At 63.2% G+C, this 21,843-nt stretch carries 17 protein-coding genes; 10 read left to right on the plus strand and 7 right to left on the minus strand.

All coding sequences use genetic code 11. The features are described 5' to 3' along the window. The first annotated feature begins 6 nt into the window (after positions 1-6). On the plus strand, positions 7-1,098 hold the full coding sequence (gene dctP / locus PAF18_RS09610) for a TRAP transporter substrate-binding protein DctP (protein ID WP_271115524.1): 1,092 nt from the start codon (positions 7-9) through the stop codon (positions 1,096-1,098). 114 nt (positions 1,099-1,212) lie between these two features. Here the strand turns inward: dctP and PAF18_RS09615 are convergent, their stop codons facing one another. Then, complete coding sequence (locus tag PAF18_RS09615) at positions 1,213-2,373, minus strand: LysR family transcriptional regulator (protein ID WP_271118100.1); 1,161 nt, start codon at positions 2,371-2,373, stop codon at positions 1,213-1,215. A 377-nt stretch (positions 2,374-2,750) separates the two neighbouring features. Here PAF18_RS09615 and PAF18_RS09620 point away from each other — a divergent pair, with 377 nt between their 5' ends. Genes PAF18_RS09620 through PAF18_RS09630 form a run of 3 tightly spaced genes read left to right on the plus strand, consistent with a single transcriptional unit; the run spans position 2,751 to position 8,078 of the window. Next, a complete protein-coding gene (locus tag PAF18_RS09620) occupies positions 2,751-3,269 on the plus strand; it encodes an ImuA family protein (RefSeq protein ID WP_353620647.1) in 519 nt (172 codons plus the stop codon). Continuing rightward, positions 3,211-4,689 (plus strand): Y-family DNA polymerase, encoded by a 1,479-nt coding sequence (locus PAF18_RS09625; protein ID WP_271115526.1) that lies wholly within the window; start codon positions 3,211-3,213, stop codon positions 4,687-4,689. Before PAF18_RS09620 ends, PAF18_RS09625 begins: the two co-directional genes overlap by 59 nt. A 32-nt stretch (positions 4,690-4,721) precedes the next feature. Then, entirely contained in the window at positions 4,722-8,078 is a 3,357-nt protein-coding gene (locus tag PAF18_RS09630; protein ID WP_271118101.1) for an error-prone DNA polymerase, read from the plus strand. A gap of 28 nt (positions 8,079-8,106) precedes the next feature. Here the strand turns inward: PAF18_RS09630 and PAF18_RS09635 are convergent, their stop codons facing one another. From PAF18_RS09635 to exbB, 3 genes are read right to left on the minus strand one after another with little or no spacing between them, the layout of a single operon-like run. Beyond that, on the minus strand, positions 8,107-9,075 hold the full coding sequence (locus PAF18_RS09635) for an energy transducer TonB (protein ID WP_271115527.1): 969 nt from the start codon (positions 9,073-9,075) through the stop codon (positions 8,107-8,109). Beyond that, positions 9,072-9,533, minus strand: coding sequence for a TonB system transport protein ExbD (gene exbD, locus PAF18_RS09640; protein ID WP_271115528.1), 462 nt, complete (start codon positions 9,531-9,533; stop codon positions 9,072-9,074). Before exbD ends, PAF18_RS09635 begins: the two co-directional genes overlap by 4 nt. A gap of 1 nt (position 9,534) precedes the next feature. Next, positions 9,535-10,365 carry a tonB-system energizer ExbB gene (gene exbB / locus PAF18_RS09645; protein WP_271115529.1) on the minus strand — a complete coding sequence of 277 codons (831 nt, stop codon included), beginning with the start codon at positions 10,363-10,365 and terminating at the stop codon, positions 9,535-9,537. 326 nt (positions 10,366-10,691) lie between these two features. Between exbB and PAF18_RS09650 the strand changes: the two genes are divergently transcribed. The 4 genes from PAF18_RS09650 (at position 10,692) to PAF18_RS09665 (ending at position 16,776) form a co-directional block, all read left to right on the plus strand. Beyond that, positions 10,692-12,251 (plus strand): OpgD/OpgG family glucan biosynthesis protein, encoded by a 1,560-nt coding sequence (locus tag PAF18_RS09650; RefSeq protein ID WP_271115530.1) that lies wholly within the window; start codon positions 10,692-10,694, stop codon positions 12,249-12,251. Positions 12,252-12,311: 60 nt separating this feature from the next. Next, complete coding sequence (gene mdoH, locus PAF18_RS09655) at positions 12,312-14,357, plus strand: glucans biosynthesis glucosyltransferase MdoH (protein ID WP_271115531.1); 2,046 nt, start codon at positions 12,312-12,314, stop codon at positions 14,355-14,357. A 1-nt stretch (position 14,358) separates the two neighbouring features. Then, positions 14,359-15,504: an OpgC domain-containing protein gene (locus tag PAF18_RS09660; RefSeq protein WP_271115532.1), complete on the plus strand. Its 1,146-nt coding sequence runs from the start codon at positions 14,359-14,361 to the stop codon at positions 15,502-15,504. Between the two features lie 198 nt (positions 15,505-15,702). Continuing rightward, the gene (locus PAF18_RS09665; protein WP_271115533.1) at positions 15,703-16,776 is read left to right on the plus strand and encodes a DUF475 domain-containing protein; all 1,074 of its coding nucleotides are present in this window, start codon (positions 15,703-15,705) and stop codon (positions 16,774-16,776) included. Between the two features lie 39 nt (positions 16,777-16,815). Here the strand turns inward: PAF18_RS09665 and PAF18_RS09670 are convergent, their stop codons facing one another. Further along, positions 16,816-17,514, minus strand: a complete 699-nt coding sequence (locus PAF18_RS09670) for a GntR family transcriptional regulator (protein ID WP_271115534.1) — start codon at positions 17,512-17,514, stop codon at positions 16,816-16,818. A 28-nt stretch (positions 17,515-17,542) separates the two neighbouring features. Between PAF18_RS09670 and PAF18_RS09675 the strand changes: the two genes are divergently transcribed. Both PAF18_RS09675 and PAF18_RS09680 read left to right on the plus strand, forming a co-directional pair. Continuing rightward, entirely contained in the window at positions 17,543-18,610 is a 1,068-nt protein-coding gene (locus PAF18_RS09675; RefSeq protein ID WP_271115535.1) for an AbrB family transcriptional regulator, read from the plus strand. Between the two features lie 54 nt (positions 18,611-18,664). Next, entirely contained in the window at positions 18,665-19,864 is a 1,200-nt protein-coding gene (locus PAF18_RS09680; RefSeq protein WP_271115536.1) for an MFS transporter, read from the plus strand. A 12-nt stretch (positions 19,865-19,876) separates the two neighbouring features. On the opposite strand, the gene PAF18_RS09685 is transcribed toward PAF18_RS09680, so the two are convergent. Continuing rightward, positions 19,877-20,929 (minus strand): quaternary amine ABC transporter ATP-binding protein, encoded by a 1,053-nt coding sequence (locus PAF18_RS09685; RefSeq protein ID WP_271115537.1) that lies wholly within the window; start codon positions 20,927-20,929, stop codon positions 19,877-19,879. Next, entirely contained in the window at positions 20,922-21,806 is an 885-nt protein-coding gene (locus PAF18_RS09690; RefSeq protein ID WP_271115538.1) for an ABC transporter permease, read from the minus strand. The genes PAF18_RS09685 and PAF18_RS09690 overlap by 8 nt, the downstream gene beginning before the upstream one ends. Between the last annotated feature and the right edge of the window lie 37 nt (positions 21,807-21,843).

Here is a 21,843-nt window from a genome sequence, read left to right on the forward strand (position 1 = left end):
AACCAAATGAAAAAAACCTATCTGGCCGGCGTTGCGGCGGCTGCACTGATGGCCGCTCCGGCACTGGCGGAAAACTGGACCATGACCTCGACCTGGCCTTCCTCGCTGGAACTGATCGAGATCGACAAGAAATTCGTCGAGACGGCCAACGCGCTGATCCCCGACGATCAGCTCACCATCGAGTTCTTCGACGGCGGCGAACTGGTCCCGGCGGGTGAGGTATTCGGCGCGGTCGAATCCGGAACCATCCAGGCCGGCGCCGACTGGCCGGGCTATTGGGCCGGGCGCGACGCCGCTTTCTCGCCGCTCGCAACCACCGCCAGCCTGTTCAACGCGGTCGACTATGTGAACTGGATCAAGGGCTGGGGCGGCGCCGAGATCTATAACGAGATCTATGGCCAGTTCGGCATGGTCTATCTGCCTTATGGCGTGACCAACAACGAATCCGGCTTCCGCACCGTCGACAAGCCGATCCGGACGACCGACGACCTTCAGGGTATGCGCCTGCGGCTGTCGGGGCTCGAACAGGGCAAGCTGCTGGAAAAACTCGGCGGCAGCCAGGTCAGTATGGCCGGGGGCGAGATCTACCAGTCGCTGGAACGCGGCGTGATCGACGGGGCCGAATTCTCGACCCCAAACGTGGATTTGTCGGGCGGCTTCGATCAGGTGACGAAATACTGGTCGACGCCGGGCTGGCACCAGTCCTCGTCAGTCTTCGGAGTGATGATCAACAAGTCCTCCTGGGACGCGCTGACCCCGGAAGCGCAAGAGATGCTGAAGATTGCGGCGGACGCCACCATGCTGTGGTCGCTGGCGAACACCGAAAAGCGCGCGACCGAAGCCTATCAGAGCTTCCAGGATGCCGGGATCGAGATCACCCGGCTGGACGACGCCACGCTGGAAAACATCCAGACCATGGCGAACGAGACCATCGTCGAAGTCGCCTGTGAAAATGCGAACTCGGCCAAGGTCTACAGCTCGATGCTGACCTATCTCGAGGATTACGGCAAATGGCGCGACGCGTCGGCTCCGTTCAATCTGGGCCGCACGCCGGCAGGACCGGACCTGGCTGCGATCGAGGAATGCGCCGCCGAATGACATGGCAGCAGGCCGGTCGACGCAGCGGCCGTTGAAAACCCGACACCCGCAGCCCTGCGCTGCGGGTGTTCTTCGTTTCAGGCTTTCAAGGCAGGGGATGCGGCGGCAGACCGTTCAAGAATCCGGCAGATACGCCCATCGCAGTTTCGCCGCTTCCTCACCGATCAGATCGAGAAAGGCGCGCTGCGCAGCCGTAGGCTCCCATCCGGCGCGGGTTGTGATGCCGATCGCGCGGCTCGAACAGGGCAGATCGACCGGCAGCACCGCCAGCGATTCGGCCTCGCCGCTGATATGCAGGCACGAGACCGCCGCCAGATAATCCGAACCGCTCAGAAGCTCACGCATCAGCATCACCGATGAGGTGCTGATGCCGTTCCGGATCACCTCGCCTGGCAGCACCGATTCCAGCGCAGCGCGGAGCGGCGTTCCCTCGCGGGCGATCACCCAGGGGTAATCGGTCAGATCCTCGGCCCGCAGTGTTTTACGGCGCGTCAGTGGATGATCCTGCCGCGCCACCACCACGACCGAATCGTCAAAAAATCGTTCCTGCGCCACATCGTCGACAGGTACCGGCATCCGCAACGCGCCGATCATCATGTCGATTTCGCCTCGCCTTAGACCGGCCAGAAGCTCTTCATAGCGTCCGTCGATCACATCGAATGAAAATCCGGGCCGTGTCTCGCGGAAGCGCAGCATCGCCGCGGGCAGAAGGCGCGACCGGGACAGCGGCAGCGCCCCGATCACCATGGACCCGACCTCGCGCCCGGCCATCGCAGCAAGATCCGCCTCGGCCTGATCCATCTCGGCAAAGGCCAGCCGTGCCGCCTGCGCCAGCTGCCGCGCCGCGCGCGTGGCTATCAGACCATGCGCCGTGCGTTCGAAGAACTGGACCCCGGCCGCCTGTTCCAGCATCGAGGTGGAGCGATGCACGGTCGGCTGCGCAAGCCCGAGCATCCGCGCAGCAAGCGTGAAATTCCCGGATTCGCTGACCGCGATCAGCGCCGCGAGCTGGGGCCGCGTCGCCTGAAATCGCACCGTGCTGGCCATGTCGTTCATTGCGGCATCAAGAAACGACAGCGCCCGGCGGGTGCGCCGTGCCATCATCTCACCAGCTTCGGTGGGAAATATCCCCTTCGGGCTGCGCTGGAACAGAGGCTGGCCGGCATCCCGTTCCAGCTTGTTCATCGCCTGCGTGACGGCCGGCTGCGAGACGTGGCAGGTTTCTGCAGTACGCGTGACCGAGTGAGTCTCGGACAGGGTCTGGAACATGCGCATATGTCTGATGCTGGGCTGCAACGTAACCTCCAGGTTGCGAAACCCTATACTGCTCTCAGACCAGGTTCCACGTATTTAGCGAGTTAGACAAAAGAAAAATTGGGAAAATTCGAATATTTCTTATGATGAACTTCCCATCCACAGGTTGAAATTAGCTTACCTGCTGACCATAGCGAACCAGATGCCATGATTTGCGAAGCAGGTTCTCTGATGAACCATTTCGCAGCGTCGGCTTAAGTTGCCGCTGATCGTGAGGTGACGGGACCGAATTGACTCGGGCACGCTCCGGCAAATAGAACAAAAGAAGAACTTTCTGGCCGCTTTTGATGTATGACACAATTCCAATCGCAACCCGGCCTTCGATTGCCGCCGCAAGGGTGCATGAGGCCAGCGGATCTCAATCCCCGCATTTCGCGGCGATATTGGCTGCGCAGGCGGGGGATGCGCTGTGGGCAAGGGAAAGCTGGCCATCGTGGATGATCTCTCCTGCCGCTCTGGCCGATTATATCGACCCAGCTCGGCTTCTGGTCACTCAGACAGCCAGCCAGATCGACACGCTGGCAGTCGCCGAAGAGGCATTGCGCGATGGCTGTGTGCCGCTCGTGGTGATCGAACTGACCGCACCGATTGGTCTGACCGCGGGGCGGAGGTTGCAACTGGCGGCGAAGGCCGGAGGCTCTACCGGGTTGTGCCTGATTTCCGAAAAAATGGGCAGCCCGGCCGCCGAAACGCGGTGGCGCTGCACGGCCCTGCCCGATCCGGGCAGCATGCCAGAAGACTCGACTCTGCAAAAATGGGAGCTTATTAAGAACAAATCAGGAACATTAGGTGTCTGGCATGTTCGGTGGAGCCAATCGGCGCGTCGTCTCATTGTGGTTTCCGAGACTTCCCAGTGACCGGGTTCTGCGCGCACGGCCTGTCGAAGGGCCTTTCGCGCTAACTCTTCAGCAGGATAACACCAATCGAATCTTCTGCCTGAATGCCGAAGCCGAGGCCCGGGGGCTGTATCGCTCCATGGGGTTTTCGGATGCGCGAGCCTTCTGCCCCGAGCTGCAAAGCCGATCGGCCGATCAGATAGCGGATCAAGAATTTCTGACCCGGATTCGCCGATGGGCGACACGATACTGTCCCTGGGTCGGGCTGGAGGGCCGCGACGGGCTGGTGATGGACATCACCGGCTCGGCCCATCTTGCCGGCGGCGAGGAAATGCTGCGTGACGATCTGCGCGACCGGCTTTCCCGCATCGGGCTGGCCGTGAGGATCGGGATCGCGGATACGCGCGGTGCAGCATGGGCGCTGGCCCGCCATGGCGAGGGCGTGGCGCGGCCAGGGCATGCTCTGGATAAGATTGGTCCGCTTTCGGTGGCGGCATTACGGCTGGATTCCGGCACCGTAACCTCTCTTCAAAGGCTGGGGCTGAACAGCATCCGCCAGCTTGCCGAGGCGCCGCGCGCGCCCTTGGCGCGGCGTTTTGGGCCGGGCCTGATGATGCGGCTGGATCAGGCCACCGGAGCGCAGCCTGAACAGGTTTCGCCACAGTCAGATCCGCCGCATTACGGTGTGCGTATGAGCCTGCCCGAACCGATCGGCCTGACCAGTGACGTGATGGAGGGCACCAACAGGCTTCTGATCCGCCTGTGCGACAAGCTGAAACAGCAACAGACCGGGGCGCGGGTGCTGTGCCTGACACTGCGCCGGGTCGACCAGCAGGCGCTGCATCTTACATTGCGCCTGGCACGCCCCTTACGCGAGCCTGCGCGAATTTTGTCGCTCTTTGCGCGGGACGTGGCCGATCTGGATGCGGGATACGGCATCGACCAGCTTCGGCTGGAAGCTACCCAGGTCGAAGCGCTGGCAAGCGAACAGATCAGCCATGTCGGCTCGGACCGGCGCGATCGTATTGACGATCTCATCACCCGTATCGGAACCCGGATCGGGTTGGAAAATGTCCAGCGTTTCCTGCCCGCCGACAGCCATGTGCCAGAGCGCAGCTTTACCCTCGCCCCGGCCGCATATACCAGCCCGGCCGGCGCTTGGGTCAGGACACGGCCGCGTCCTCTGGTGATGTTTCCGCCCGAATCCATTTCGGCCAGCGGTGCAAGCCCGCCGCATAAATTCCGCTGGCGGCGCATGTCCTTCACCACGATGCGCACCACCGGGCCAGAGCGGATCATGCCGGAATGGTGGCGACAGGATGAAGGCTGGAGCAATGGCATCCGCGACTACTGGCGCATCGAGACTCGGGAAGGGCGGCGGCTCTGGATGTTTTATACGCCGCAGAATCCCGGCTGGTTCGTGCAGGGAGAATTCGCATGACCGACAGCGAAGCATCCCGCATCACTGAAAGCATGGATCACGGCTCCGCGCCTCAGCACATAGCGGCACGGGCGCGCTCTTGCGGATATGCCGAGCTTTGCGTCACCACCAACTTCACCTTTCTGACGGGCGCCTCGCATCCCGAGGAACTGATCGCGCGGGCCGCCGAGCTGGGGCTCGAGGCCATCGCCATCACCGACCGGAACTCGCTCGCCGGGGTCGTGCGGGCCTATTCCGCGCTGAAGATCCTCTCTGAGAAGCTGGGCGAAGATATCCGTATTCGCTCGCAGAGCCTGATGGATAGCTGCACACGCCAGGAAATCGGCGCGCCGCGCGACATTGCGCGGCCGGATGTGCTGCATCTTCCCAAGCTGATCACCGGATGCCGCCTGGTGCTGCGTGACAGCGAGGTGGAATGGATCGCCCTGCCGATGGATCTGGCTGCCTATAAGCGGCTCGCGCGGCTGCTGACACTGGGCAAGAGGCGTGCGGACAAGGCCGAGTGCCATCTCGATCAGGCGGATATGCGGATGCATTGCAGCGGCATGATCCTGATCGCGCTGCCGAAACATGGCGGGCGGCAGAATGCCCCCGACATTCAGGCCATGCAGCGCCGTTTTCCCGGCTGCGTCTTTCTGGGGGCAGCCCCGCGCTATGACGGATCGGATCAGGCGCATCTCGATGCCTGCGCAACTCTGGCGCAGCTATGTTCAACGCCGATGGTGGCGGTCGGCGATGTGTTGATGCATCGCGCTGCCCGCCGTCCGCTGGCCGATGTGCTGACCTGCATGCGCATCGGCTGCACCATCGACAATATCGGCACCCGTGCGCTGCTGAACGCCGAGCGGCGGCTGAAGGGGCGCGCCGATATGGAGCGGGTGTTCTACCGATATCCGGCCGCTCTGCGCCGCACGCTGGAGATCGCCGGGCGATGTTCTTTCAGCCTGAGTGAGCTGAGTTATCAATATCCCGACGAGATCACCGAGGGCGGCGAGACCCCGATGGCGCGGCTCAGGCGGCTGACACAGGAGGGGCTAAAGCATCGCTATCCGGATGGCGCGCCAGAACGGCCGCGAGAGCTGATGGCCAAAGAGCTGGCCGTGGTCGAGGAGCTCGATTATCCGGCCTATTTCCTGACCGTTCATGACATCGTCAAATATGCGCGCTCGCAGGGCATCCTCTGCCAAGGGCGCGGTTCCGCGGCCAATTCGATCCTGTGCTATCTGCTGGGCATCACCGATGTCTCTCCGGATCTGATTGGCATGGTGTTCGAACGCTTTGTCTCGCGCCATCGCGGCGAGCCTCCCGATATCGACGTGGATTTCGAACATGAGCGCCGCGAAGAGGTCATTCAGTGGATCTATGAAAAATATGGCCGCGAGCGGGCCGGGCTTTGTGCCACGGTGATCCATTTCCGGTCCCGCGCCGCGATCCGCGAGGTAGGCAAGGTTATGGGCCTTTCACAGGATGTGACGGCGGGGCTGTCGGGCTCGATCTGGGGCTTTTCGGGCAAAGGGCCGGATATGGACCGGGTGCGCGAGCTGGGTCTGAATCCCGACGATCGCCGTCTCTCGCAAACGCTGCATCTCATCGGTGAGCTGATCGGGTTTCCACGCCATCTCTCTCAACATGTCGGGGGATTTGTGATCACAAAGGGCCGTCTGGATGAGCTGTGCCCCATCGAAAATGCCGCGATGGAGGATCGAACCGTCATCGAATGGGACAAGGACGATATCGACGCGCTTGGCATCCTGAAGGTCGATGTGCTGGGACTGGGAATGCTGACCTGTATCCGCAAGGCCTTTGGCCTGCTGCACGACCATGAGGGCAAAGAGCTCACCCTGGCGACCGTTCCGCCTGAAGACGCCGCCACCTATCAGATGCTGCAAGTGGCCGATGCGGTCGGCGTCTTTCAGGTCGAAAGCCGGGCGCAGATGAATTTCCTGCCGCGCATGAAGCCCAAGAAATTCTATGATCTGGTGATCGAGGTCGCCATCGTCCGCCCCGGTCCGATCCAGGGCGGGATGGTACAGCCATATTTAAGGCGGCGTCAGGGGCTGGAGGCGTCCGAGCCGTTCGGCCCCGAGCTGGAAGAAGTCACCCGGCGCACGCTCGGCGTGCCGCTGTTTCAGGAACAGGCGCTTCAGATCGCCGTGGTGGGTGCGGGATACAGCGCAGAAGATGCCGATCAGCTGCGCCGTGCACTCGCCTCGTTCCGGCGGATGGGCACGATCGAGGAACATAAGGAAAAATTCATCAACGGCATGCTCGGCCGGGGTTATAGCCGCGACATCGCCGAGCGTTGTTTCAGCCAGATCGAGGGCTTTGCCGATTACGGCTTTCCCGAAAGCCACGCAGCGGCCTTTGCGCTTTTGGTCTATGTCTCGGCCTGGCTGAAACGCCACCACCCGGCGGTGTTTGCCTGCGCGCTGCTGAACTCGCAGCCGATGGGGTTCTATGCTCCCGCACAGATCGTGCGCGACGCGCGGGAACATCATGTCGAGCTGCGGCCGATTTGCGTGAATGCCAGCCAATGGGACAACACGCTGGAACGCCGCGCCGATGGCGCCCTGGCGCTGCGCCTTGGCTTTCGCCAGATCAAGGGCTTCAGAAAAGAGGACGCCGACTGGATCGCCGCCGCGCGGGGCAATGGATATCCCGACCCCGAATCGGTCTGGCTGCGCGCCGGAGTGGCCCCGTCATCGCTGGAACGCCTCGCTGAAGCGGACGGGTTCAGCAGCATGGGGCTCACCCGCCGCGACGCACTCTGGCAGGTCCGCGCCATACGCGGCACCGAGCCTCTGCCGCTCTTCAACGATCCAATCGACGGCGAGGCGATCCACGAGCCCGAGGTGATCCTGCCCGCTATGCATCTTGGTGAAGAGGTGGTGGAGGATTACGTCTCGACCCGCCTGACACTTCGCGCCCATCCGATGGAGCTTCTGCGCCCGGCCATGTCCGGCCTCACCCGGCACGACGCGCTGAAGGATGCGCCGCTTCGTCGCGTGACGGTCTGCGGACTGGTGATTACCCGGCAGCGCCCCGGCACCGCCTCGGGGGTGATATTTCTCACGCTGGAAGATGAAACCGGGGTGAGCAACGTGGTCGTATGGAAACAGGTTTTCGAGAAATTCCGCCGTGCCGTGATGGGCGGGCGGCTGCTGCGGGTCACCGGCAGGCTGCAACGTGAGGGGATCGTCGCGCATCTGATCGCGGAGCATATCGAGGATGTCTCACATCATCTCTCTGATCTCGGCCATCCGATGGAGTGGGCAGTGGGTGGTATGGACACCAAGACCGACAACACGCCGCGACCGCTCCCACAGCCGCGCGCCATGCATCCGCGAGATCAGGCAAAGCAGCTTTTCCCAAGCCGGGATTTTCATTAGCGCGCCCTCGGGTGACGAACTGCCGCGCTCAGCGCAATGCCACCTGGATCGGCAGAACAAAGGACACGGACTGGCCGTTCGGCGGAGCCCCGACCCCCGGCATCCGTGCCGCCTGCCGTGCAAGCGCCTGATCGGCCTGTCCATTCCCGGTCGAACTGGCCAGCCGCGCCGAGGCCCCGCCACCAGGCGACACCGTCACCGAAATCTGCACCGTAACCGTGCCGCCGCGCACGCCGGGGACCCTCGTGCGGCTCATATGGCGCGCGATCCGAGCGCCGGCACGGGACTGCCAGTTGGCCATCTGCTGGCGGCTCACCCCCCTGCCCTGAGATTGCGCCGCACCTCCACCGCCCGAGGCGGCTCTGCTGGGCTGGCGCTGCGTGGGCTGAGCCTGCTGCCGGAGCTGCGCAGGGGCGGCCTGCTGTCGTTGCGCGGGCTGTGGTGCCTGCTGCCGGGGCTGCGCCTGCTGCCGTGGCTCTTCGCGCGGCGGCTCGCGGCGGGCCTGCTGGGGTGCCGGCTGGGGTTGACGTCGCGCGGGCCGAGCCGTCGGACGCTCGGAAGCGGACAGCGCCAGAGCAGACTGCGGCAAAAGCTCGGCGAAATCTGACACCGGCGGCAATTCTGTCATTGGCGGCGGCTCGAAGGACGGGACCGGCACGAGATCGGCAAAATCCTCGACGGGAGGCAATTCGCTCATCTCGGGCGGGGTGAAAGAGGGAATTTCGGCAGCCGGCTCTGCCACTTCCAACTGCTCTGCCTGGGCTTGGGATGCGGCCTCGGCCTGCTCTGCCGCCTCTGCCTGCGGCTCAGGCGCGGTTTGTGGGCCGGGCGCGGGTTCGGGAACCGGGGCGAGATCGATGAAAATGGGCTCGGGCGGTTGAAGCGCTTCAGCGCGCTGCATCCGTTCGATCAGCCACACGCCGCCCGCCAAATGCAGGCCGAGCACCACTGCCCCGGCCGCACCCCAGCGCAGTGTATCGCCAAGCGCGCTGCTCATTCCTGCGCACCCGCGGCCGCTGAGGCCTCGGGCGCTGCGCCGCCTTGACTGCCATCCAGCCCGACAAGCGCGATCTTGGTATAGGCGAGGTCGCGCAACGCGTTCATGACGCCCATGACCTCGCCATAGCTGACCGACTGATCTGCGCGCAGATAGATCCGCGTCTCTCGGTCCCCTTCGGTCAAAGCATTGAGCGCGTCGGGAAGTTGGGCCGCAGTCACCGGATCCTGCCCAAGCGTCAGCGACAGATCCGGCGCCACGGTGAGCCAGACCGGCTGGTCCGGACGCTCGGAAGCTGCCCCGCGCGAGGCGGGCAGATCGACATTGATATCCACCGCCGCCAGCGGTGCAGCGACCATAAAGATGATGAGCAGCACCAGCATGACGTCAATGAAGGGAGTCACGTTGATTTCGTGATTATCGTCTAGATCATCCCCGTCCTGAAACCGCGCGCCCATCTCAGGCTCCTTGCGCCGCGCGGAAATCGAGATCGCGGCTCACCAGCCGTTCGACGCCTGCGGCAGCCTCGGTGAGGCGCAGACGGTAGCCGGTGATCTGGCGGGCGAAAAGGTTGTAGATCACAACGGCAGGGATCGCGGCCACCAGACCAAGCGCCGTCGCCAGAAGCGCTTCCGCGATACCGGGCGCAACCACGGCGAGATTGGTCGTCTGCGCCTCCGAGATGCCGATGAAGCTGTTCATGATCCCCCAAACCGTCCCGAACAGCCCGACAAAAGGCGCGGTCGAGCCGATCGTCGCCAGCAGACCGGTTCCGACACCTGCCTTTCGGCCTGAGAAGGATACGATGCTGGAGAGATAGGACGATATGCGCTCTTTCAGGCCATCCGCAGCACCCCAATAGATTGTTTCATCAGAACGCTGCAACTCGATCGCGGCTGCGCGCAGCATTCTGCTCGCGGGGTCGCGCCGGTTTTCACTCCGCAAGACGGCATCGCGCAGGTTCGGCGCGCGGGCGATCAACTCGGCACTTCGGCGCACATTGCGATTGGCCGAGTATATTTCAAACATCTTAACGACGAGAATTGTCCAGGTCACCACGGACGCGAAAGCCAGACCGACCATCACCGACTTTACGACGATATCGGCATTCATGAACATCCCCCATGGGGAAAGGTCATGCGGCAGCGCCGTACCGGAGAAACCTATGCCATCGACGCCCGCATCAGCCTCCGCACCCTCCGGAGCCTGAGCAGCAGCCGCACCGGGAAGCGTCAGCGCGAGCATCAACAGGAAACGGGATGGAGAGAAGCTGAAGATATGCTGCGACATTCTGAACTCGCCTGAGTGATAGCGCTGAGAGCACCGGCCTTCTTTGGCCGGATATTTCAAATCTGAGTATTACTGTCAACATAGCAGAAATTCGGCCAAGCCACATCTTTCGCGAGCTGTCTGTTGCGCGCTTTCGCGTCAGCGGTGCGCCCTTCGGAAGGCAATAAAATGTTCTGATTTTGAACAGGGGCGACGCAGTTTCGATGCGTGATGCGCCGGTTCTGCGTGATTTTCCGCCTAGCGTCATATGACGTATCGCGAATTCTTGCCGTCCCTGCGACGATGCCATAACAGGCAAATGACTCCCTCTGCCCGGAATTGCCCGCGTGAAACGTCGAAATTTCCTTGGAACCGTTAGCGCCGCCATCGCCCTCGGCAGCGCAGCGCGCAGCTATGGACAAAGTGATTCCGGCAGCGGCGATGCAGGCGAGGAGACTGCCGAAGCAGCGCCGTTCGGCTTTGAAAGCGTGGCGGCGATTGCCGCGAACTGGGCGGGACGCGACTGGGAAAATCCCTCTCGCGAACTGACCGGACCCTTTGCCGATATCGATTACGACGCCTATCGCGCGATCCGTTTCCGGCGTGACGCAGACCCATGGCGCGAGATCGCGGGCTTCGGTCTCGACCTGCTGCCTCCGGGGATGATCTATCACGAGCCGGTGCGGATCAATCTGGTGCGCGAGGGTGTCCCGCAGCCGATGCCGTTCGATCCCTCGCTTTTCGATTTCGATCCGAATTTCTTCCCCGATGACGCCGCTCAGGCCACGCCGGACGAGATGGGCTGGTCGGGTTTCCGCATTCGCCATGTGTTGAACAGGCCCGATATTCTGGATGAGCTGGCCGTGTTTCAGGGCGCCTCCTATTTCCGGGTTCTGGGGCGAGGCAATACATACGGCATTTCGGCGCGCGGCCTCGCCATCGGCACAGGCAGCGCCGAAGGCGAAGAGTTCCCGGTGTTCCGCGAATTCTGGATCCACCAACCCGATGCCGGGACAGGCCGTGTCACCGTGCAGGCGCTGCTCGACAGCAAATCCGTGGCGGGCGCTTATGAGTTTGTCATCATGCCCGGCAGCGAGACGATGTTGACAACCCGCGTCGCACTGTTTCCGCGCCGCGAACTGGCAGAGGTGGGCATTGCGCCGCTCACCTCGATGTATTGGTTCGGACCCGCGGACGGGGCGCGGTTCGACGATTATCGCCCGGCCGTGCATGACAGTGACGGCTTGCAGATGATCACCGGCTCGGGCGCGCGTCTGTGGAGGGCGCTCAGCAATCCGGCCAAGCTGCAGATCTCGGCCTTCGTAGATGAAAGCCCGCGCGGATTCGGTCTGATCCAGCGTCCCCGCGATTTCTCAGATTATCAGGATGCCGAAGCGAAATATGAAAGCCGCCCATCGGCCTGGATCCGGCCCACAGGCGACTGGGGGCGCGGCAATGTTTCCCTGATTGAGATCCCTGTCGAAAGCGAATTCCACGATAATATCGTCGCATTCTGGCAACCTGCCCAGCCTTTGACGGCAGGCAATCGTTCCGATTTCGGCTATGTTCTGAGCTTCGGCGCAGAGGTGGTCGAACCGGGCACGATGGCGCGGATTGTCTCAACCCGGTCAGGGCTCTCGATCAACCGCGAGAACGTCCGTAGCTTCGTCATCGATTTCGAGCTCGCCCCGTTCGAAGGGCGGGACGACCCGGCGGCGCGGGTGAATGCAGCGCGCGGCACGATCGAGCATCCCTATCTGCTGCGCCTGCCCGAGCATGGGCTGATGCGGCTCTCGTTCGAATATGTCCCCGACGGTGCCGAGGTCGCGGATCTGAGCGCCGTCTTGCAGGGTTCCGAAGACGTCAACCTCTCCGAGAGCTGGCTTTATCGCTGGTCCGAGGGCTAAGCCATGTCCTCCGCTTCGCAGCAGGGCGTAGTGCGGATTCCGTCGAAGCAGCGGACACCCATGACACCGCCAGAGGCGCAGATGGCGATGCCGGTTCAGGATTTCCGCGCCCCACCGCCCAAGGGTCCGGGTTTCGTCAGCCCTGCCCCGGAAGTGCGGCTGGCGCGTCTTACCGCCTTTGGCGGTGCGGCAATCATCACCGCGCTCGGGGCGTGGCAGATGTGGGCCGCCTTCGGGACCAATATTCAGCCGATGCAATATGTGTTGCTATTCCTCTTCACCATTACATTTGCCTGGATCGGGTTCAGCTTTGCCTCGATGCTGGCCGGACTGATGGTGCGACAGCAGGAAACGCCGACGGAAAATGGCGACGCCCGCATCGCCATCGTCATGCCGGTCTATCATGAGGAACCGGCGGAGTGTCTGGGGCTGCTTGGGGCGCTAGCGGAGCAGCTTGCCGCGGAGGGACTCGGTCACCGGGTCGAGATTTTCGTCCTGTCGGACAGCCACGATCCTGACTTCGTCGCGGCCGAGTCTCTTGCCGTGACAAGGCTGCGCGAACGGGCCCCGATCCCCGTCTGGTATCGCCGCCGGCTGGACAATAACGGCCGTAAATCGGGCAACATCGCCGAGTTCATCCGGCGCTGGGGCGGGCGCTACGATCAGATGGTGGTGCTTGATGCGGACAGCGTCGTTTCGGGCGGGGTGGTCCGCGAGATGTCTGCGCGGATGTCGGCGGACCCCGCGCTGGCGCTGATCCAGACCATGCCGATCCTCGTCCACGGGCAGACGATATTCGCACGCGTGATTCAGTTCGCCGGACGGATCTATGGCCCGGCCATCGCGCGCGGCGTGGCGGCCTGGTCAGGGGATAACGGCAATTTCTGGGGCCATAACGCGATGATCCGGGCCAGCGCCTTCGCGCAATGCTGCGGCCTGCCCGAGCTGCCCGGGCGCGCGCCCTGGGGCGGCACGATCCTGTCGCATGACTTTGTCGAGGCGGCGCTGCTGCGCCGGGCGGGCTGGAAGGTGCGGCTCGACTGGGATCTGCGTGCCAGCTATGAGGGCAGCCCGCCCACATTGCTGGACATGGCGCTGCGAGAGCGGCGTTGGGCGCAGGGCAATCTTCAGCATCTGCGGCTCATCGGCGCGCACGGCTTCACGGCCATCAGCCGGGTGCATTTCGTCATCGGCGTGATGGGCTTCCTGATGAGCCCGGTCTGGCTGGCGCTGATCCTTGCCGGGCTGGTGCTGACCGCCAATGTGATTTTGTCGAGCCCGGAATATTTCCCGTCCACCTATCAGCTCTTCCCCGACTGGCCTACCTTCGACGCACGGCGGATGATCTGGCTGCTGGCGGCCTCGGCCGCGCTGCTGCTGATCCCGAAATTCATCGCCATTCTGAGGGCATGGCGGCGTCCCCTTGCCAGAAGCGCCGGAGGCCCGCCGCGCGTGCTTCTGAGCGCCGTGTTCGAGATCATCATGTCCGCGCTGATCGCGCCCGTGCAGATGTTGATTCAGACAAGGCAGATCGCCGAAATCCTGATGGGCCGCAACTCTGGCTGGGAAAGTCAGGTCCGCAAGGGCTCGATGCCTGGCTGGGGAGTAGTGCTGCGCCGCCACTGGATCCATGTCGCTGCGGGCGTGGCGACGACCGTGGCGATCACCTATCTGGCGCCGGGGCAGATCATCTGGCTGTCGCCGATCCTTGCCGGGCTGGTGCTTGCTCCCTTCACGTCGCGGTGGAGTGCCTCGCCCGTGCTCGGGCGATGGGCGCGCGCGGCGGGTCTGCTGGTCACACCGGAAGAGCGGCTGATTCCCGACATCATGGCTGACTCGGTCAACCAAGCCCGCCACCTGCGCGGTCCCGCCGACGCGATCATCGAACTCGGCCGCAACCCCGAGGCGAGGAACGCCTATATCGGCACGATCCCGCCGCAGATTGAGCGGAGCGTCGCCGACCGGCTGCCGGATATTGCCGCTTCCGCCAAGATAGCGGCGGCAAGCAGCCGATCCGAGGCACTGGGCTTCCTTGACCGCTCCGAGCGGCAGGCACTACTCAACGACCCTGATCTGATTGAACAGTGGTCGCGTTTGCCTGGGTGAGATGAAAAGAATAGCCGCACTGGACATGCTGCGCGGATACGCGCTCGTCGCCATCATGGTGGATCATATGCCGGATGGGGTGCTGCGCGGCTTCACGCTCGCACGCTTCGCGGTCTTCGATGCGGCCGAGCTTTTCGTCCTGCTCTCCGGCTTCCTTGTCGGTCTCGTCTGGATCTCGGTCGAGGCGAAACAGGGTCGCCGCGCCGCGCAGCTTCGTTTCCTCAAGCGCGCCATCCAAGTCTGGTTCGCGCTCGTGCTGGGCGGGGTTCTGGTGGCGCTGCTGTCGCGCGGCCTGTTCGAAATCGGCTTCGATCACACCGCGATCTGGTCGCAATATTCCCGCTGGATCATCGAAAACCCGCTTGGCTATGTCGGCACGCTGGGGCTGATGTGGCTGCAACCAAACCTGCTGGATGTGCTGGCGCTTTACGTGGTCGTTCTGGCATTTACCCCGATCACCTTGCCGCTGATGCTGCGCTTCCCCTTCGCCTTTGCGGCGGGTTCGGTGCTGGTCTGGTATTTCGCCATACCGCTGAACGAGATGCTGCCCAATCACCGCGCCGATGGCGGCATGTTGTTCAATCCGTTCGGCTGGCAGCTGCTGTTCTACACCGGCGTCGCCATGGGCGCGTTTCGCGAGCAGATCATGCCGGTGCTGCGCCGCAACAGCAGGGCCTTCGCCGTGGTCGCGCTGATCGGGCTGATCGGCATGGCGTTGCTGACCCAGCTCTGGCGGATGGGGCCGCAAGGGGCGGAACTCCTGGCGTCGATCAAGGAGTTAATAGGTCCGATCGATAAATGGTCACTCGACTGGGTGCGCTATGTCGGCATCCTCATCTCGGCGTGGCTGGTCGCTATCCCCTTTGCTCCCGCATTCGCCTGGCTGGCCGAAACACGTCTCGGGCGCGCGCTGGGCGTGATCGGTCGCGGCGGGTTGGTCACCTTCGTCACCTGCGTGATGCTATCGGTGATCGGGGATGCGCTGATGAGCCTTCCGGACGGGGCCGGCACAGGCTACCGCCTGTCGGTCGACATCTGGACGATCGGAGCGCTCTGGCTGGCGGGTATCCTGGCAGATCGATACAGGTCCAGGGGCAAACCGAAACCGGCCGCGCCGCTACCTGGCCCGCCGACTGCCGCGCATTGAGCCAGTGGCGGGACGGCTAGGTTCCGCGCGCTTCCGAGCGGTCGGCCATGCCCCATTGCAAATCCCGCCAGCTACCCTAGATTGCGCCCATCCGCACAGGCGGACGCAGTCTGAGGTGACCGGGCCCCTCTGGCGGATGTGGCGGCACATCCGTGATGTCGGCACTGCTTTTCTCACCAGCCGCGACGGAATGCTTTCATGCATACTGCGACTCAGGACATGCCCGCCCGCGGCATGATGTCTTACTTCAAATGGGCGTTTATCGTGACCATCGCCGGGCTGGCGCTTGGCGCGGTGCTCGGCTGGCAGATGACCGGAACGCTTGGCGGCATGCTGACGATCTTCTTCATCTGCGCGGTGCTCGCGGTGCTGGAAATCTCGCTCAGCTTCGACAACGCCATCGTCAACGCCAACAAGCTGAAGGACATGACCCCGGTCTGGCAGCGCCGATTCCTGACCTGGGGGATCCTGATCGCCGTGTTCGGCATGCGGATCGTGTTTCCATTACTGATCGTGGTGATCGCCGCGCGGATCGGCCCGTGGGAGGCGATCGTGCTCGCGGCCGCAAAGCCCGAACAATATGCCGAGATCATGCATGACGCCCACCTGCCGATCGCAGCCTTTGGCGGCACCTTCCTGATGATGGTCGGGCTGTCCTTCTTCTTCGACCACGAAAAGGACGTGCACTGGGTCCGCTGGCTGGAAGGCAAGATGCAGAAATACGCGACGATCCGCGGCATCGAAGTCGCCGTGGTTCTGGTCACCGTTCTGGTGTTTTCCCGCTTCCTCGAAGGGGAAGAGTCGCAGGTGTTCTTCCGCTCGGCGATCTGGGGTCTGCTGACCTTCCTGCTGGTCGAGGTGCTTGGCGGGTTGCTGGACAGCACGCAGGAGGCGACCAGCGCGGCGGCCAAGGGCGGGCTCGGCGCGTTTCTTTATCTGGAAGTGCTCGATGCCTCGTTCAGCTTCGACGGGGTGATCGGTGCTTTCGCGCTGACCCAGAACCTGTTCGTCATCGCCATCGGGCTGGGGATCGGGGCGATGTATGTGCGCTCGATGACCATCATGCTGGTCGAGAAGGGCACGCTGACCGAGTATCGTTATCTCGAGCATGGCGCCTTCTATGCGATCATCGCGCTGTCGGTAATCATGTTCATGCAGTCGCTGATCAAGATTCCCGAAGTCATCACCGGCCTGGGCGGCGCAGGTCTGATCGGGATCTCGCTGTGGTCCTCGATCCGCTGGAACCGCGCGAATAGTCACGACGAGGCCTGAGCGCCCCACAGAGTGGCAGGTTGCGTTCCGGAAACGACCTTAGGCGCCGCGACCTGCCTCCGCCTCACGCAACCGCTTCAGCCGGGCGAATTGCGCGCGCTCCATATGCCGCCGCATCGCCGTCTCGGCCTGCACGGCATCCCGCGCCGCCAGCGCATCGAGAACCTCTCGATGCTCTTCCACAGCGGCCAGGGCGCGATCCGGCGACTGCATCGACGATGTGCCGAGAATCAACAGCGTTTTTTCAACCGACTCCATCGCGCGCAGCAGGAAGCGATTGCGCGCCGCGTCGAGCATCCGGCGATGAAACTGACGGTTCAACCTTACCTGCAACCCGGGCTGACCCGCAGCCTCGCCCATCTCGGCATTCAACGCCTGAAGCTCTTCCAGCTCGACCGGTGATGCCGCCCGCGCCGCAAGCCGCGCTGCCGTGCCTTCCAACACGCTGCGCATCTCGTAAAGCTCCATCAGCTCCGGGTATTCCAGCTTGCGCACCGCCGCGCCGCTGCGCGGCTGGTGATCGACCAGACCCTCGGCCTCGAGCCGCCTGATGGCCTCGCGCACAGGGGTGCGGCTGACCTCAAGCCGCGCCGCAATCTCGGTCTCGCGGAGCCGGCTGCCGGGCGCGAGCACACCTGAGCGAATGTCTTCACAAAGCCGCTCATAGGTGCTTTCGCCCTGCAATCCGCGCAAAGCCGCAGCGGGGGACGGGTTGTGCTCGCGATCGCTTTTCTTCATGCATCCTTACGTATACTGTTGGATACAAATGCGTCAAGAAACCTCCGCCCTCTCTCGTCTTATCACCCCGCGCCGCGCGGGGACGGTCGCACTCGCCGCTGCGGGCACAGCCATCTTCGCGGCGCTGGGTCTGCCGCTGCCCTTTCTGTTCGGGCCAATGTTCGCCTGCCTTTTCGCGGCGCTGCTCGGCGCGCCATTGCAGGGGATCAAGCCGGTCTCCGAAGGCGCCCGAACCATTCTCGGCGTCGCGGTCGGGGCGACGATCACGCCCGAGGTGATGCATCAGATCCCGCAAATGGCCGGTTCCGTCGCTTTCGTGCCGATCTATATCGCGGTGATCGGGCTGGTCGGCGTGCCTTATTTCCATAAGGTCTGCGGCTTCGATCTGGCGACCTCGTATTTTGCGGCCATGCCGGGCGGGCTTCAGGACATGATCCTGTTCGGCAAAGAGGCGGGCGGCGATGTCCGCGCGCTCTCCCTGATCCACGCGACGCGGGTGCTGGTGATTGTGACCATCGTCCCCGCGGTCCTGATCTGGATCTTCGACCGGCCGCTTGTCCAGCCCATCGGCGCACCGGCTTCGGAGCTGCCACTGACCGAGCTGGCGATCATGGCAGCCGCCGCAATCGGGGGCTGGAAACTGGCACAGCGCATCGGCCTTTTTGGGGCGGCGATTCTGGGCCCGATGATCGTTACCGCCGCGTTGTCGCTGACCGGCATCATCGAACATCGTCCCCCGCGCGAGGCGATTCTTGGCGCGCAGTTCTTCATCGGTATGGGAATCGGTGCCGGCTATGTAGGCGTCACGCTGTCCGAGCTGCGCCGCATCGTGTTGGCGGGAATGGTCTTTGTTGTCATTCTCGCCTTCCTGACTTTCGGCGTGACAGAGATCGTCGTGCTGTTGGGGCTGGCGTCTCCGGTCGAGGGATTTCTGTCCTTCGCTCCGGGCGGACAGGCCGAGATGACGGTTCTGGCCATCGTCGCCGGGGCCGATCTGGGCTTCATCGTGGTTCATCACCTGCTAAGGCTGGTGCTTGTGATCCTTGGCGCTCCGATCTTCGCCGCGGCGATGGGGCTGCGCAGCAGGGAAAGATAGCGTCTGTCAGGTTTTCACATGGCGTCGTTCGGATTGCAGGGTTAACCCTGTGGCATGACATTCCACCGCCCTGCCCTGCCCGCTGGCGTCCTGATCCTGCTGCTCTGGTTTGCGGGCCTTGGGGCAGCGGCACAATTTGCCAAGATCGGGGTGCCCTTCGAAGAAATTCGGGTCATGTTTCCGAAGGCCGGGGCACGTGCGGGGTGGCTGCTGTCGCTCGTCAGCCTGATCGGCGCGGTATTCGGGCTTGTCGCCGGGTCGCTCGTGCTCGGCATCGGGCTGCGCCGGGCGCTTCTGGCGGCGCTTCTCCTTGGTGGGGCGGTCTCGCTGGTTCAGGCAAGGATGGACGCGCTTACCCCGTTACTGTTCAGCCGCGCGGTCGAGGGCGCATCGCATCTGTTCATCGTGATCGCCGCGCCGACGCTGATCGCGCAGCTTGCGCCAGATCGCTATCGAAATCTCGCCATGACGCTTTGGGCGACGTTTTTCGGCGTGACCTACGTGATCATGGCGTGGCTGGGCCTGCCGCTGATCCGAAAGGCGTCGCTTGGCGTTCTGTTCCAATGGCACGGCGCCTTCATGCTTGCGATGGCCGCGCTGCTTTGGGCGGTGCTGCCCAGAGTCAGGCGCGGTGAGGTTCCCCGCCTGCCGTCTGCGTCCGGCATATTGGTCGCGCAGCGCCGCGCATATGCGTCGCCGCGCATTGCCGCGCCGGGGCTCGGCTGGCTGTTCTATACACTCACATTCGTGTCTCTGCTGGCGATCCTGCCAGCACTGATGCCGCCCGATCGGCGTGCACTGATGATTGCCGCGCTGCCTTTGATCAGCATCGCATCCAGCCTCATGCTCGTGCCGCTGTTGCTGCGGTTCACATCGGCGGTGGGGCTGATCCAGCTCGGCTTCATGTCCGCCGCGCTCTCTGCCGCGGCCATGCTGCTGCCCGACGATCCGAGCCTTCCGGCGATGGCGCTATTCGCCGCGCTCGGCATCATCCAGGGTGCGAGCTTCGCTGCCGTGCCCGTGCTGAACGCCGATCTCGGGGACCGCGCGCTTGCCAATGGGCTGATGGCGCAGATGGGTAATCTGGGCAATCTGCTGGGAACACCGCTGCTGATGCTGACGCAATTGCATCTGGGCGGCGCGGGGCTGATCGCCATGGTGGTGGGCGGCTATGTCATCGCGGTGCTGTGCCATCGCTGGATGGCGCGGAGGCGAGACCGGCTAGCGCATTCAGCCGAAACGCGCGCGGGCTGAGAAGCGACCGCCCTATTCGGCGGCAACATCCTCGCTGTAATCCGGCGCGATCATCTCGGCCACCGTCTTTGACAGAGTGATCCGGCCCAGATGCATGCCGTCCTCGCCGACCACATTGGCTCGGTTCGTCTCGGCGTCTGTCATCGCCCGCGCCGCCTCTTCCAGCAACGCGTTGGCGTCCAGAGTGACCGGGCTGTCGGTCTGCTCGCCCTTATGCATGATCGTCTTGACCGAGATCACGTGGCCGCGATTTACGTCACGCACGAAGTTGCTGATATAATCGTCCTTGGGGCGCAGCACGATCTGTTCACCCGTGCCCTGCTGGATGATCTCCCCATCGCGCAGAATGGCGATCTTGTCGCCAAGCCGCAGTGCCTCGTCCAGATCGTGGGTGATAAAGACGATGGTCTTGTGCAGTTCTTCCTGAAGATCCAGCAGAACCGACTGCATGTCGGTGCGGATCAGAGGGTCGAGCGCCGAGAAAGCCTCGTCCATGAGCAGAATCTCGGCATCGTTGGTCAGCGCACGGGCCAGCCCGACACGCTGCTGCATCCCGCCCGAGAGCTGGTTCGGATAGCTCGCCTCATAGCCATCAAGCCCCACGCGACTGATCCAGCGCCGCGCCCGCTCATCGGCTTCCTTGCTGGAAATACCGCGCACATCGAGCCCGTATTTCGTATTCTCGAGCACCGTGCGATGCGGGAAGAGCGCGAATTTCTGGAAGACCATCGCGGTCTTCTTGCGCCGGAAATCGCGAAGCTGCGACTGCGACATCTGCACGATGTCGCGATTGTCAAAGATCACCTCGCCCGCCGTCGGCTCGATCAGCCGGTTGATGTGGCGGATCAGGGTCGATTTGCCCGAACCCGACAGCCCCATCACCACCTGAATCTTCCCCGCGGGAATGGTGAGATTGATGTCGTTGAGCCCAAGCACATGGTTATGCTTGTTGTTCAGCTCGTCCTTGGTCATCCCGGCCTTGACGTCATCGACGTAGGCGGCGCCGTTGGGACCAAAGATCTTGTAGAGATTACGTATCTCGATGTCATGGGTCGCTTCAGCCATGGACAGCCTCCAGATGCTTTTGCAGCCGCTTGCCATAGGCTTGGGTCGAGCGGTCGAAAATGATGGCGATGGCAACGATTGCGAGACCGTTCATCACGCCGAGCGTGAAATACTGGTTGTTGATCGCCTGAAGCACCGGCTGCCCAAGACCCTTCACCCCGATCATCGAGGCGACGACAACCATGGCGAGGCTCATCATGATGGTTTGGTTCACCCCCGCCATGATGGTCGGCAGCGCCAGCGGAAGCTGCACGTCCTTCAGCTTCTGACGCGGATTGGACCCAAACGCCTCGGCGGCTTCAAGCACGTCCGAGGGCACCTGGCGAATGCCCAGATTGGTCAGGCGGATGATCGGCGGGATGGCATAGATCACCACCGCGATCACGCCCGGCACCTTGCCGAGACCGAAGATCATCACCACCGGGATCAGATAAACGAAGCTCGGCATGGTCTGCATCATGTCGAGGATTGGCGTGATCAGGGAATTCGCCTTGCTTGAGCGCGCCATGAAAATGCCGACCGGAATCCCGATCACCACCGCAATGAGCGTGCAAACCGCAACCATCGCGATGGTGCTCATCGTGTCTTCCCACATCCCGAAATAGCCGATCAGAAACAGCGCGATCACCGATCCAAGGACGATTTTCCAACTGCGGCTGAGAAGCCAGACCAAGGCGGCCAGCCCGCCGAGGACCAGAATCCAGGGGCTGTCGATCAGCAGATCCTCGATGAAGACGAGCAGGACCTGAACCGGGTGGAACAGGTTTTCCAGCGTCTCGCCATAGGCGCGGGTGAAATCTCGGAACGCCGTGTCGATCGCGATGCGCAAATCGCGCAGATCGCCGCGGCTCATGGATGGAAAGTCGACGAAATCCATATGTGTGCTTTTTCCTGGGGCTATTCAGTAAAGCGAA

It is taken from the genome of Paracoccus sediminicola, from assembly GCF_027912835.1.
Lineage (GTDB): Bacteria > Pseudomonadota > Alphaproteobacteria > Rhodobacterales > Rhodobacteraceae > Paracoccus > Paracoccus sediminicola.